Source organism: Pandoraea aquatica, assembly GCF_902459565.1.
Taxonomy (GTDB): domain Bacteria; phylum Pseudomonadota; class Gammaproteobacteria; order Burkholderiales; family Burkholderiaceae; genus Pandoraea; species Pandoraea aquatica.
In genome coordinates this window covers 305006-318733 of the sequence record NZ_CABPSN010000002.1, presented here as the reverse complement: position 1 = coordinate 318733, position 13728 = coordinate 305006, and the positions used below count along the sequence as shown (strand labels likewise).

Below are 13728 nucleotides of genomic sequence, written 5' to 3'. Positions count from 1 at the left end.
CGTTAGCGACGTCAAAAGTGCGTTACATCACACGATGCCGGGTCTCGCGCACGAGTACCGTCGAGATCAACGCCATCGCCGCCAGCACGAGGAAGTAGACGATCACAGGCCAGATCTGACCGTGACTCCAAGCCAGCAGACTCGCCGCAATCATCGGTGCGAGACCGCCACCGAGCACCGTCCCGATCTGCTTACCGAGCGACACGCCCGAGAAGCGCACGCGCGTGTCGAACAACTCCGAGAAGAAGCTGCCTTCCGGGCCGAACATCATCGGGTGGATGATGCCCGCGCCGATCACGATGGCGCACACGACGAGCGCCGTCTCCTTGCTGCCCATCATCAGGAAGAACGGATAGATGAAAAGCGCCGTGGCGGCGAGTCCCATCAGGAACATCGGACGGCGTCCGAGCTTGTCCGACAGCATGCCGAACGCGGGAATCGTGAGCATGGCGAGGATGTTTGCGTACAGCACGCCGTCGGCCATCACGTTGCGCGGCAGGCCGAGCGTCTTCGTGCCGTACGAGAGCGAGAAGATCGCCACCAGATAGAAGAAGCTCGTCTCGGCCAGACAGATGAAGAACGTGACGAGCGTCGGACGCCAGTAATGGGTGAGCACTTCCGCCACCGGCACCTTCGCGATATCCCGATGCTGCTCAGCCGCCTTGAACGTCGGCGATTCTTCGACCTTCAGGCGCACGTAAGTGCCGAGCGCGACCAGCAGCAGACTCACGAGGAACGGCAGACGCCAGCCCCACGACAACAAGTCCTCTTCCGGCAGACGGGTGATCAGCACGATGGCGAGCGATGCACCGACGATCGAGGTCGGCCCCGCCGCCTGAATCAACCCGCCGAAAAGGCCGCGCAAGTGCGCAGGCGCGCCTTCCACCGTCATCAACAGCCCGCCGACGGACTCGCCGCCTAGCGCGAAGCCCTGAATGAAGCGCAGCGTCACGAGCATGATGGGTGCCCACATGCCGACCATCGCATACGTCGGCAGCAGTCCGATGAGCGTGGTCGCCACGCCCATCAGAATCAGCGTGAACAACAGAATCGACTTGCGTCCGATGCGGTCGCCGAAGTGACCGAAGACGATGCCGCCGATAGGCCGCGCAAGGAAGCCGACGGCGAAGGTGGCGAACACCGCGATCATGCCCGTCATCGAATCGAGCTGCGGGAAGAACAGCCGGTCGAACACGATGGGCGCGAGAAAGCCGTAGACGAAAAAGTCGTACCACTCGATGGCGGTGCCGAAGCAACTCGCCGCCACGACGCGACCGAAGTTCGGGGCAGCAGCGGCGGGGGCATCCGTGGCATGCGGCTGACCGGACGTAGCGGACGGTGAAGATGCAGCGCTCACCCCCGCAGGGGCGGTTTCAAACGGTTGTGACACGGTTGTCTCCTCCGGCCGTCTATTCCGGTCTCCCGGCTGCGGCGGTATGGTGGTCTTTCGTAACGTCAGAACGGGTAATGACGCGGGGTGGTCTGCACCGTCATCCAGCGCAGATCGGTGAACTCGTGAATGCCTGCTTTGCCGCCGAAGCGTCCCCAGCCGCTCGACTTCACGCCGCCGAACGGCATTTGCGCTTCGTCGTGCACGGTGGGGCCGTTGATATGGCAGATGCCCGACTCGATGCGTTTGGCCACCCCCATCGCGCGCGCAATGTCGCGGCTGAACACGGCAGACGACAGGCCGTACGCGTTGTCGTTGGCGCAGGCGATGGCGGCCTCGTCGTCCTTCACGCGCACAATGCCCTTGACCGGGCCGAACGACTCTTCCGCGTAGATCGCCATGTCCGGCGTAACGTGGTCGAGCAGCGTCGCGGGCATGAGCGTGGTCTCGGCGCGGCCGCCGCACAGCAGCTTTGCGCCTTTGGCGAGGGCATCGTCGATCAGCGCGTTGCATCGCTCGACCGTGGCCATGTCGATCACCGAGCCGAGGACAACCGGACCCTTGCGCGGATCGCCGAGCGGCAGCGAACGTGCCTTGGCAGCGAGCTTGTTGACGAAGTCGTCGGCAATCGATTCGGCCACGACGATGCGCTCCGTCGACATACAGATCTGTCCCGAGTTGGCGAACGCACCGAACGCCACACCGTTCACTGCGTCATCCAGATCGGCGTCGTCCAACACGAGGCACGGCGCTTTGCCGCCCAGTTCCAGGACGGCCGGTTTGAGATGCTCGGCGCAAAGGCCCGCGATGATGCGTCCCACACGCGTGGAGCCGGTGAAATTCACACGGCGCACGGCCGGTTCTGCGATCAGGGCTTCGACGATAGCGCCCGCGTCTTTCGGGGCGTTGGTGATGAAGTTCACGACGCCCGGCGGCAAACCGGCTTCGTCCAGCGCGTCGGCAATCAGGCCGTGCGTGGCGGGGCACAATTCCGAGCCCTTGAACACGACGGTGTTGCCGCAAGCGAGCGGCAGCGCCAGCGCACGCACGCCGAGAATCACCGGCGCGTTCCACGGTGCGATGCCCAGCACCACGCCGGCGGCCTGACGCACGCCCATCGCGAGACTGCCCGGCACATCCGACGGAATGATCTCGCCCGCGATCTGGGTCGTCATCGCAGCGGCTTCACGCAGACCCTGCGCCGCGAGGTGGACGTTGAAACCGGCCCACAGACCGGATGCGCCCGTCTCCGCCGCCATCGCGGCCTGAAACTGTTCGACCTTCGCTTCAAGGTGGTCGGCGGCCTTCATCAACAACGCACGACGCTCGCCGGGGCCAGTGTTCGACCACGCGGGGAACGCCTCCCACGCGGCGCGCACTGCGGCGCGCGCCTCTTCGACGGTGGCAGCGGGGGCGCGCGAGGCGACACCACCATCGAGCGGGTTACGTCGCTCGAACGTTGCGCCGCTCGCTGCGCTAACGCGCTTGCCTGCGATCAGCATCGTGAGGGCTTGCGGATCTTGTTGGATGGACATGGTTTGACGTCTCCTTAATTCGATGTGGGTCGCGCGATGCCGTCTTGGGATGGCACGCTGTCGCCGTGCATCATGCCACCACGAGTTCGACGAGACGCGTCTCGCCGCTGGCAATGGCGTGCGACAAGACGTCGCGCAACTCGCTGCCCTGCTCGACGCGCTGCGCGCGCAGCCCCATACCTTCGGCCATACGAACGAAGTCGAGATCGGGCAAATCGGTGCCTTGCACCGGGTCTTTCGGGCCGAAGCCGAACGACGGCGCAAAATCCTGCAACGCGGCGTAGCGTCGATTGTTCAGGATGACGAAGGTAATCGGCAGACGTGCCTGCGCTGCGGTCCACAACGCCTGAATCGAGTACATCGCGGAACCGTCGCCGATCAGGCCGATGATGCGGCGTCCCGGATGCGCCATCGCTACGCCGACGGCGGCGGGCATCGAGTAGCCCAGGCCACCGCTGTTCATCGTGTAAAACGTGCCCGGTAGCGTGAACGGCAGGTATTGCTGCATCACCGAGCGCGCGCTCGGGGCTTCCTCTACGACGATGTCCTGTGCGTCGCGCACTTCGGCGAGCGTTTGCAGCGCGAAGGCCGTCGTCATCGGCTCACCCGGCGCATTCGATGTGGCCACAGGCGGCACGGCACGCGCGGGCGGTACGGCGCGCTCGTTCGGAACGTCACGTACCAGCAGCGCTTCTACCCCCAAACGCACATTGCCTACGACCGACGCGCCGACCGGCGTCCACGCGGCAACGCCCGGGTCTTCGATCAGTTGGAACAGCGATGCGCCTTCCGGCACATGCGGGCCAGCGCCTTCCACGTGATAGGTGAATGCGGGTGCGCCGATCACCAGAATCAGATCGTGTCCGCCGAGCAGGCCGACGATCTTCTCGCGCATCGGCGGCAGGAAACCCGCGAACAGCCGATGGTCTTCCGGGAAAGCGCAGCGGGCGCACATCGGCGCAGTGAAGACGCGCGCATTGTGACGCTCGGCGAGTGCGACCACAGCATCGAAGGCCCCCGCACGATCGATCGACGAGCCGACGACGAACGCCGGACGCTCACATGCATCGAGCGCCGCCGCGAGTTGTGCGAGCGCGCCCGGGTCGGCCTGCACGCGCGTGCTCACCTGACGCGGCGGCAGCGCCTCGGCCGGACGATCCCAGTCATCCACCGGAATCGACACGAACACCGGCCCCCTCGGCTCCTGCATGGCGATGTGATAGGCACGGGCGAGCGCCAGCGGCACGTCTTCGGCGCGCGCTGGTTCGAGACTGAATTTGACGTACGGCTGCGGCAGTTCGGTCGCACGCACGGACGCGAGGAACGGATCGAACGGCAGGATCGAGCGGGCTTGCTGACCGGCCGTCACGATGAGCGGCGTCTGATTCTTGTACGCGGTGAAGATGTTGCCCATCGCGTTGCCGACACCGGCGGCGGAATGCAGATTGATGAACGCTGCGTTGCCGGTGGCCTGTGCGTAACCGTCCGCCATGCCGACGACAACCGCCTCCTGCAAACCCAGCACGTACTCGAAGTCTTCGGGGAAGTCGCGGAACAGCGGCAGTTCCGTCGACCCCGGATTGGCGAAGACCTTGGTCATGCCGTGGCGGCGCATCAGGTCGATGACGACCTCACGCACGGTGAGTGTGTCGGCAGTGCCAGCGGGCTGACCGGCGCGAAGTTCTCGGCTGTCTTTCATGGATTCGGTTGTCTCGTGCTGCCGTCGACGCGCGGGCGTGACGGCATGGTTCTGGTGGTGGCTCGCGGCGCGCTCAGGTGAGTGATGAGGCGAGCGATCAGACGAGCGATCTTGCGAGTATAGGCAGACGATATATGCACCGGAATTGCTTTTGCGTGCCGAAGTCATTACGCTTTTGCATGACTTTGCATTGCCCGTTTTATCGCGTCATCCTTCGGTCGGTTTCATCTCAACTCGGGGAGTTCCGTCGTCCGCCATGAGCCTCAATCTTCAGCAACTGCGCGCCTTCACGACCATCGTCGCGACCGGCAGTCTGGGGCGCGCCGCTTTGGAACTGCATCTCACGCAGCCCGCGCTTAGTCGCACGATCAAGCGTCTCGAAACGGATCTGGGCGCACCGTTGTTCGAGCGGCATAGCAAGGGGATGGAGTTGACGGCATTCGGGCAGGCGCTACTGCCGCACGCGATGCTGCTGGCACGCGAAGCCGAACACGCGCGCGAGGAGATCGACGCGTTGCGTGGCCTCGCCAAGGGCACGATCAAGGTGGGTGCGGTCGGTGCCATCGCGAGTCACGTGCTGCCGCTCGCCGTCGACCGGGTGCTCACGCGGTGGCCGAATCTGCGCGTGGAAATCATCGAAGGGGTTTGGGATCGGCTGGCGCAGGGTCTTATGCGTCACGAGATCGATCTGGCGCTGTCGACCGTCGCACCGGATACCGACGACATCGTGGCTGTCCCCGACTGCCACTGGGAGGACGACAGTTATGTCGTCGCGCGGTGCGACCATCCGCTGCGAGAGCGAAAGACGATTACGCTGGCCGACACGCTCGACGAGCGCTGGGCAATTCCGCCGCGTGGCACCGCCCCCTACGCGCACATGCAAAGCGTGTTCGCCGCGCACGGACTGGGATTGCCGAACATCGTGGTGGAAACGCGCTCCGTGCCGGTGCTCAAGAGCATGGTCGCGCGATGCGGCTTTCTGACGTGGATGCCCGAGCCGATGTACGACGTCGAGGCGCAGGCGCGCGTGATGGACACGCTACCGATTGCGACCGTGCGCGCCACGCGCACGCTCACCGCATTCCGACGTCGTCAGGGGATCTTGCCGAGTCCTGCGGCCAAGCTGCTCGATGAGTTACGGAAGCTGACTGCGCCGGATTGAGGGGACGTTGGCGCTCGGTGTGACCGCCGCGCCGGGCAACCTCGAAGCGCGCTCAAGCGCCAACGCCAGCGCCGACGATATGTGCACGGTGGTACGGCGTGCCGCCGTACTCCTTGGGGCCATGAATCGTCTCGACGCGCTCGATGCGCCACGGCACGGGCTGCGCGAAGCGCGGGCCGTCGTAGGCGAAGGTATGGAACTCGCCGTTCTCGCCGCAGGCGTCGACACCGTCCGGCAAATCGGCCAGCAGCGACGCATCGTACTCCCGGCCGACGAACTCCGGCCCGAGGTGTCGCCCGTCCACACACACGAGCACAGCACGATAACCGAGCGAGATGAACTCGTGCGCGAGCGTGAGGCGTTCGCGCTGCCAGAGCGGTAACACGGCCGTCATGCCCGCCGCCGCGCACACCTTCTCCTCCCAGTCGCGATGTGGCTGAAGATCGATGTCGCCGAACAGTCCGTGTGTGATGCCCTCCGCGCGCATCGCCTGCAACTGCGCGATGAACGTCGCTTCATATTCACGCCAACCCGCCAGACCGATGTCGAGCGCGATGCCGAGCGAATCGGCTTGCGCCTGCATCAGCTCGCGCGGCAAACCGTGCGAGCGTGAGCTGTCGCCCGTCTCGTCGAACATCGCCAGCAGACGCCGCACGTCGTAATGCGGTTCGCCGCCGGTGTCGCACGACATGGCGTGATGCAAGGCAAGGCAGGAATCCTTGCCACCACTCCAGGAAAAGAAGGCAGGCGTCGGCATGGTGTCTTGTGAGGTTGAAAGTGAGGTGGCACGCTCGCCGCATGGGGCATGGCGCACAAATGCAAAGCGGACCCCGAAGGGTCCGCCGCTTGAATCAGTCTGTCGTCATGACGTCCGGCTCAGTGCGAGCGGATCATCGTGCCGAACGGCTGCTCCGTCAGAATCTCCAGCAGCACCGAGTGTTCGATGCGGCCGTCGACGATGTGCACCGACTTCACGCCGCTCTTCGCCGCGTCGAGCGCCGACGAGATCTTCGGCAGCATGCCGCCCGAGATCGTGCCGTCTGCGAACAGGTCGTCGATCTCGCGGGCCGACAGGTCGGTCAGCAGATTGCCGTCCTTGTCCATCACGCCCGGGATGTTGGTCATCATCACCAGCTTCTCGGCGCCGAGCACCGTGGCAAGCTTGCCCGCGACGAGGTCGGCGTTGATGTTGTACGCCTGACCGTCTTCGCCCACGCCGATCGGCGAGATCACCGGGATGAAGGCATCGTCCTGAAGGGCGCGCACGACCGCCGGGTTGATCGAGTCCACTTCACCGACGTAGCCGATGTCGAGGAACTGACCGGCGTTCTCGCGATCCGGCATCATCATCTTGCGGGCGTTGATCAAGCCGCCGTCCTTGCCGGTGAGACCCACCGCCTGGCCGCCGTACTCGTTGATCAGCATGACGATGTCCTGCTGGACTTCGCCGCCAAGCACCCACTCGACGACTTCCATCGTCTCTTCGTCGGTCACGCGCATGCCCTGGATGAACGTGCCCTGCTTACCGATCTTCTTGAGCGCCTGATCGATCTGCGGGCCACCACCGTGCACCACCACCGGATTGATGCCGACGAGCTTGAGCAAAATGACGTCGCGCGCGAAACCGCGCTTCAATCGCTCTTCGGTCATGGCGTTGCCGCCGTATTTGATGACCACGGTCTTCCCGTGATACTTGCGGATATACGGCATCGCCTCAGCCAGAATTTCGGCCTTGAGAGCGGGTGCGATGTCGTCGATGGAATTCAGTTGCAGATCGGACATGGCAGGAAGGTTCTTCTCGCAAATGGAGCAGGTGGACCAGGAAACAGGGCGAATTGTACAGCCAAGAAGCCTTGGCGTGCGGGGGTTTGACGGGTTTCGGAAGGGTCCGCCCCTTGCATCGGCAAAAGCCCATGGCTACCCTTCCCCACAGGTCGGTCCGCAAACGCAAAAGCGGCGATTTTCGCCCCGTCAGCGGCATAGCGCCGTTCGTGCGTATCACCCCTTTCACTTATTAAAGGACGCCCGTCAGTGGCCGATTTTTACCGTGTTCCTTCTCTACCCCGCTAGCCGCCGGGTTTGCGCGTCGCGCTCGCCCACTTGTGGCCGGTCGATGACAGCGTCCGGGCTGTTGCAGTTGTGCAACTCGCAGGCGGCCATGCGCGGCGGCGCGTCTCTCACAGGGCGAAAATCGCCAGGCGATGCAGGGGATTGGGCTGACGTCGACTGGGGGTGCCGATGATCCTCGACACGAAGGCTGAGCCGGTCGATCCGTCGCGCTGCCCACAGTGCGGTGCGGTGGTGGCGTGTGGGGCAGTGGCGCTGGGAAGCGGAGAGACGGGAAGCGGCGGCGGCGCGGATAGCACGGATAGCGCCGTGCGATGCTGGTGCCTCGACTGGCCGCACCTGCCCGCGTCGGCCCGGCTGGGCGTGGGGGCCTGCCTCTGCCCCGCCTGCCTGCGCGCAGCGCTCGTCGCCGCTGGCGTAACGGTCGACGGCACCGCCGCCGATCCGGACACCGCTATTTAGCGACGCGACGCTTACTGACTGTGCGCGCCGTGCGCCATACCCGCCATGCCGCCACCGGCCGGCGCCCCCGCCGTCAGGTCACGCACGGTGGCCTTCACCAGTTGCTCAGACGTCTTATGGTCGGCCGTCTCGAACTTCAACGTCACCGGCACGGTGTCGCCCGTCTTGAGCGGCCCCTTCAGATCCGTGAGCATGATGTGATAGCTGCCCGGCTTGAGCGCCACCGGCTTGTTGGCCTCCAGCGGCAGCCCCTTGGGCAGCGCGCGCATCTTCATCACCGTGCCTTCGAGCTTCATTTCATGCACTTCCGCGTTCGCAGCGGCGGGGGTGCTCACGCTGAGCAGCGTGGTCGCCTGATGCGCCTGGAGCGTCATATAGACGGCGGACGACGTTTGACCCGGGACGGTACCGCGTGCCCACGCGTCGGACACGTCTACCTGCGACTGTGCGAAGACCGAGGCCGACGCCATGCCAAGACTGAATGCGGCCGCCACCAAAAGCTTGTGCTTCATGCAAACTCCTTTTTGTTGTCGACGGGCTGACGGATGACCCGCATCGGTGAAGTCTGTCCGACGCCGGTCCATCCCAATCCATGTCTGTCTTTCGGATGAAGACATTGCGCGGCGAGATGTCGCGCAAAACGTGAACGACCATTGTAGTCGTGCGTCGGTAAAAGCGTGTGCCGCCCGCGTAATACCCAGCCTCAGACCGATGCGGCAGAGTGTCGCAGCGCCTCGCAACGCCCGATGGCGCGTGACCCGGACTTGGTACACTTGTCGTATGACTCATTTCCCCATCGAGCGGACGAACGTCGTCCAGCTTTTCTGGCTGCGCTGTCTGGCGATCGTCGGCCAGTTGGCGACCATCGGCGTCGCGCAACTCTGGTTAGGCGTGCGGCTTCCGCTGGAGCCGATGCTCACCATCGTCGCGCTGGAAGTGCTGTTCAACGTGCTCACGTGGATACGCGCGCGACGCGGCATCGAGCGGGCAAAGCGTCGCACCGATCTCGATCTGATGAGCCAGTTGCTGGTCGATCTGGCCGCGCTCACGGCGCTGCTGTTCTTCTCCGGCGGTGCAACCAACCCCTTCGTCTCGCTATTCCTGCCCGGCCTGGCCATTGCCGCCGCCGTGCTGCCGTGGCGCAATGCATCGCAACTGGCGCTGCTCTCGCTCGTCGCATACGGCGCACTGAACTTCCAGTACGTGCCGCTCGATCTCGCCGATCCGGGCAATCTGCTGCGTCTGCACCTTGCCGGGATGTGGGTGAACTTCGTGGTGAGCGTGCTGGTGATCGCGTGGTTCGTCTCGCGCATGTCGCGCGCCCTTCGCGCTCGCGACGCACAACTCGCCCGCGCCGAGCAGCGTCTGTTGCGCGACGAACGGATGGCCGCGCTGGGCGCGCAGGCTGCGAGCGTCGCACACGAACTCGGCACGCCGCTCTCAACGATGGCTGTGGTCGTTGGCGAGCTTCGCAGCGAGAGTCTGGGCAACGACGCGCTGAAGTCGTTCGAGCCCGATCTGCAAACGCTGGAGCAACAGATAGCGCTGTGCAAGAGCGCGATCGGTCATGTGCAGATGCGCGCGGCGGCACCCGTGCGTCAGGCGATGGCCGAATGGCTGCCTGCGTTCACCACGCAATGGCGCTTGCGTCATCCGCAGGTGCAATTCCAGTTGCACGTGCCGCCGGAGCTGACCACGCGTATCGAAGACACCGTGCAGGTCGGGCAGATCCTGACGATCCTGCTCGATAACGCGGCGTACTTCAGTCCGTCGTCGGTCACGCTCGATGTGGCCGCCACGCCCGACGACGTACGCTTCACCGTTTGCGACGAAGGCCCCGGCATGACCGCCGAGCTGCGCACCCGACTGGGCAACTCTCCCGTCATGAGCACGCACGGCGGACACGGCATGGGGCTGTATCTCGCCTTTGCCAGCGCCCAACGTCTCGGCGGCGACATCACCCTCACCCCCAACACGCCGCAAGGCACGCGCGCCGAATTGCGCCTGCCGATGGCCACTTTCTTCTTCGGTTCGCGGAGTCAGACATGAACGCCTCCCACTTCCTTCTTATCGACGACGACGTCGTCTTCGCCGAAACGCTCGCCCGCGCACTGACCCGTCGCGGCTACGACGTGCAGATTGCCGGCGACAGCGCCGCCGCCCTGCTCGCGGCTCGCACGCGTCAGTTCGATCTCATCTCGGTCGACCTGCATCTCGGCCACGACTCCGGTCTGCCGCTCATCGCACCGCTGCGCGCGCTGCAACCGAAAGCCCGCATGCTGGTGCTGACCGGTTACGCGAGCATCGCTACCGCCGTGCAGGCCGTGAAGGACGGTGCGGACAACTACCTCGCCAAGCCGGCCAATGCCGACACGATCCTTGCGTCGCTGCGCAGCGACGCGAGCGAAACGCAGGCGGACGAAGCCATCGAAAACCCGTCGCCGCTGTCGGTCGCGCGTCTGGAGTGGGAACACATTCAGCGCGTGCTCGCCGAGCACAACGGCAACATCTCGGCCACCGCCCGCGCGCTGAACATGCATCGCCGCACGCTGCAACGCAAGCTGCTCAAGCGACCGGTCAAGCAGTAACGCTGCGGACAAGGGCAACGTCACAATCGCGTGGCGGTGCCCCGGGACATCGCGTTCCCCCGTCTGCGCACGCCGGCATTGCGCTAGCGCGCACGCTCATCTTCCCTTACGCGCCACGGCGCGCCCCATGCGCCTTATCTGCAATCGCAGCGACGTCGGTTTGGCGACGCTGGCATGACTTCATCCCACACCAGGAGTGTGCCGGTCATGCGCGTATCGCCGATTCCCCCGTCGTGGTCGTACTTGCGGCAACCCGAAGACGAGCATCCACCCGACACGGCGCGCGCGTGCGCAGACGTCGCCGACTCACCGGACACCACGGTGTCGACGTCTGACTTGCAGATCGCACACGACACTGTCTCCTCAACGTCCACGCTTGAGAACCCGTCGACTGACCTGATGCCCGACCCATTGCAGCGATCTATCGTGCAGCGGCTCATGGCGAAACGCGCCACGTCGGCAGATCAGGCGAAACCGGCGAAAGCCCGGAGGTCGTTTCCTTCTCGCCCGTGCAAGCACCGCGACACGATTCTGAGAATCCCAAAAGAGGAGTACGAGAGGCTCGGCGGCATCACGGGTGTTGCCAACAAGTACGGCATTCCCCGCACGACACTCGGTAAATATGTCGATCACTTTGGCGATACTCGCCCGTCAGGGCGTGCAAGACTCGAACACAAGGAATATGCCTTCAGTCAGAACAACCTGCGCGCGTTGTCGCGCCACGGCAAAGCGCTTCGTGCCGCCGCCGGTGGATTCTCGAAACTGGCGTCGGCGCTCGGCGTGCAACGCAACCAGTTGCGGGAGGTCTTGACGCCGTCGGGAAAACTCTCGCGTGTGGGCGGGCAGATGTTGGTCGATAACACACCAATACCGCCGCGCAGCGTCGAAATTCCTCAGGAGCGATTCAATGCCCTGCTATCGGGCGTTCCTCCGGGGGCAACGCGTCGACTGCCTCCCATTCAGACCATCATTCCAATGAATGCTGCGCCCTTCATGCCCGGGATCACCACACCGACGAGCGCCCCCGCCACCTCAGCGTCGTCCTCACGCGTCGCGCAGTTCGGCGAGTGCGAAGCGCCCGCCCTTCGACCGTATGTTCGAACCGAGGGGAGTTTCTCTCCGGCGATGATCCCCGTTGTCGATTCGACCACCGCCTGGACGCGCATCGAACAGGCGCGACGTCACCATCATCTGCATCTCGCGCAAAACGTCGGAACCGGTTGCGATCCGGTGCCGAACGTGAACCTCCACTGGCTCCCCGAACAACAGGCGACCCCCTCGGCGTTTTACCGAACATCCCTCATACAATCGGCCGACGCATCGTCGTCGACCGGCTAGGCAAAAAAACACCCCAAAGTTGGCTCGACGTCCAACGTTTGGGGTGCTTGTTCATGCGAGTTGCAGGTATGACCTGTCAGCCTCGCACGATCGGTCACGGCATGCGCTTTACAGCACGTAGCGCGACAGATCTTCGTTCTGCGCCACTTCTTCCAGGAAGCGGTTCACGTACTCGGTGTTGATCGTGACCACTTCGTTGGACTGCTTGCCTGCGCTGTACGAAATGTCTTCGAGCAACTTTTCGATGACGGTGTAGAGACGGCGTGCGCCGATGTTCTCTGTCTTCTCGTTGACCGAGAACGCGATCTCCGCAAGACGCTTGATACCGTCCGGCGCGAATTCGAGCTTCACGTCTTCGGTCGCCAGCAACGCCTGATACTGCTTCACGAGGCTCGCGTCCGTTTGCGTGAGAATCGCTTCGAAGTCTTCGACGGACAGCGATTCGAGTTCGACGCGAATCGGGAAGCGGCCTTGCAGTTCCGGAATCAGATCGCTCGGCTTGGCCAGATGGAACGCTCCGCTCGCAATGAACAGAATGTGGTCCGTCTTGATCATGCCGAATTTCGTGCTCACGGTCGTGCCTTCGACCAGCGGCAGCAGATCGCGCTGCACACCCTGGCGCGAGACGTCGCCGCCGCCCACTTCGCTGCGCGTGGCGATCTTGTCGATCTCGTCGAGGAACACAATGCCGTTCTGCTCGACGTTGCGCAGTGCCAGTTGCTTGACCTCTTCGTCGTTGAGCATCTTCGACGCTTCTTCGTCGGTCAGGATCTTGAGCGCGTCCTTGATCTTGAGCTTCTGACGCTTCTTTTTCTGGTTGCCCAGATTCGCGAACATGCCCTTGATCTGCTCGGTCATTTCTTCCATTCCCGGCGGGCCCATGATTTCCATGCCCTGCGCCGGGATCTCGACTTCGAGTTCGATTTCCTTGTCGTCGAGCGCGCCTTCGCGCAGACGCTTGCGGAAGGTCTGACGCGTGGCGTTATCTTCGCCGCCCGGCTCGGCTTCCACCGACGCCGACCCGAAACGAATGTCGCGCGACGATTCGCGGCCCGTCGGCAACAGCAGATCGAGAATGCGGTCCTCGGCGCGATCTTCGGCCTTGGTACGCACCTTCTTCATTTCCGCTTCGCGCGTTTGCTTAATCGCGATTTCCGCGAGGTCGCGCACGATGCTGTCCACGTCGCGGCCCACATAGCCGACTTCGGTGAACTTGGTGGCTTCGACCTTGATGAACGGCGCGTCGGCGAGCTTGGCCAGACGGCGGGCGATTTCGGTCTTGCCGACGCCCGTCGGTCCGATCATCAGAATGTTCTTCGGCGTGATTTCCTGACGCAGGGGCTCAGCCACCTGCTGACGACGCCAGCGGTTGCGCAACGCCACCGCAACAGCCTTCTTGGCCTTGTGCTGGCCGATGATGTGTTTGTCGAGTTCCGAAACGATCTCGGAGGGGGTCATATGGGTCATGACGTTCGCCAGATTAGGGG

12 protein-coding genes are annotated in these 13728 nt (G+C 64.1%); 5 read left to right on the top strand and 7 right to left on the bottom strand.

The genetic code is table 11. The annotated features are described in order from the left end of the window. Positions 1-22: 22 nt before the first annotated feature. The 3 genes from PAQ31011_RS06865 to mdlC form a co-directional block, all read right to left on the bottom strand. Complete coding sequence (locus tag PAQ31011_RS06865; protein WP_246179422.1) at positions 23-1390, bottom strand: MFS transporter; 1368 nt, start codon at positions 1388-1390, stop codon at positions 23-25. Positions 1391-1455: 65 nt separating this feature from the next. After that, a complete protein-coding gene (locus tag PAQ31011_RS06860) occupies positions 1456-2925 on the bottom strand; it encodes an aldehyde dehydrogenase (protein WP_150575128.1) in 1470 nt (489 codons plus the stop codon). A gap of 70 nt (positions 2926-2995) precedes the next feature. Continuing rightward, complete coding sequence (gene mdlC / locus PAQ31011_RS06855; RefSeq protein ID WP_150575127.1) at positions 2996-4624, bottom strand: benzoylformate decarboxylase; 1629 nt, start codon at positions 4622-4624, stop codon at positions 2996-2998. A gap of 256 nt (positions 4625-4880) precedes the next feature. On the opposite strand from mdlC, the gene PAQ31011_RS06850 reads away from it, so the two are divergent. After that, the gene (locus tag PAQ31011_RS06850) at positions 4881-5786 is read left to right on the top strand and encodes a LysR family transcriptional regulator (protein ID WP_150575126.1); all 906 of its coding nucleotides are present in this window, start codon (positions 4881-4883) and stop codon (positions 5784-5786) included. Between the two features lie 52 nt (positions 5787-5838). Here PAQ31011_RS06850 and PAQ31011_RS06845 read toward each other — a convergent pair whose 3' ends face one another. Further along, the gene (locus tag PAQ31011_RS06845) at positions 5839-6543 is read right to left on the bottom strand and encodes a Dph6-related ATP pyrophosphatase (protein ID WP_150575125.1); all 705 of its coding nucleotides are present in this window, start codon (positions 6541-6543) and stop codon (positions 5839-5841) included. A gap of 119 nt (positions 6544-6662) precedes the next feature. Then, a complete protein-coding gene (gene argB, locus PAQ31011_RS06840) occupies positions 6663-7568 on the bottom strand; it encodes an acetylglutamate kinase (RefSeq protein WP_150575124.1) in 906 nt (301 codons plus the stop codon). 594 nt (positions 7569-8162) lie between these two features. Here argB and PAQ31011_RS26715 point away from each other — a divergent pair. After that, positions 8163-8315, top strand: coding sequence for a hypothetical protein (locus PAQ31011_RS26715; RefSeq protein WP_246179420.1), 153 nt, complete (start codon positions 8163-8165; stop codon positions 8313-8315). 11 nt (positions 8316-8326) lie between these two features. Here PAQ31011_RS26715 and PAQ31011_RS06830 read toward each other — a convergent pair whose 3' ends face one another. Then, on the bottom strand, positions 8327-8827 hold the full coding sequence (locus PAQ31011_RS06830) for a copper chaperone PCu(A)C (RefSeq protein ID WP_150575122.1): 501 nt from the start codon (positions 8825-8827) through the stop codon (positions 8327-8329). A 268-nt stretch (positions 8828-9095) separates the two neighbouring features. On the opposite strand from PAQ31011_RS06830, the gene PAQ31011_RS06825 reads away from it, so the two are divergent. The 3 genes from PAQ31011_RS06825 to PAQ31011_RS06815 all read left to right on the top strand — a co-directional run bounded on the left by PAQ31011_RS06825 (position 9096) and on the right by PAQ31011_RS06815 (position 12241). After that, entirely contained in the window at positions 9096-10364 is a 1269-nt protein-coding gene (locus PAQ31011_RS06825) for an ATP-binding protein (RefSeq protein WP_150575121.1), read from the top strand. Then, positions 10361-10903 (top strand): response regulator transcription factor, encoded by a 543-nt coding sequence (locus tag PAQ31011_RS06820; protein WP_039407290.1) that lies wholly within the window; start codon positions 10361-10363, stop codon positions 10901-10903. Before PAQ31011_RS06825 ends, PAQ31011_RS06820 begins: the two co-directional genes overlap by 4 nt. A 174-nt stretch (positions 10904-11077) precedes the next feature. Then, a complete protein-coding gene (locus PAQ31011_RS06815; protein ID WP_150575120.1) occupies positions 11078-12241 on the top strand; it encodes a hypothetical protein in 1164 nt (387 codons plus the stop codon). 108 nt (positions 12242-12349) lie between these two features. Here PAQ31011_RS06815 and hslU read toward each other — a convergent pair whose 3' ends face one another. Continuing rightward, on the bottom strand, positions 12350-13708 hold the full coding sequence (gene hslU, locus PAQ31011_RS06810) for an ATP-dependent protease ATPase subunit HslU (RefSeq protein WP_039394776.1): 1359 nt from the start codon (positions 13706-13708) through the stop codon (positions 12350-12352). Positions 13709-13728: the final 20 nt, after the last annotated feature.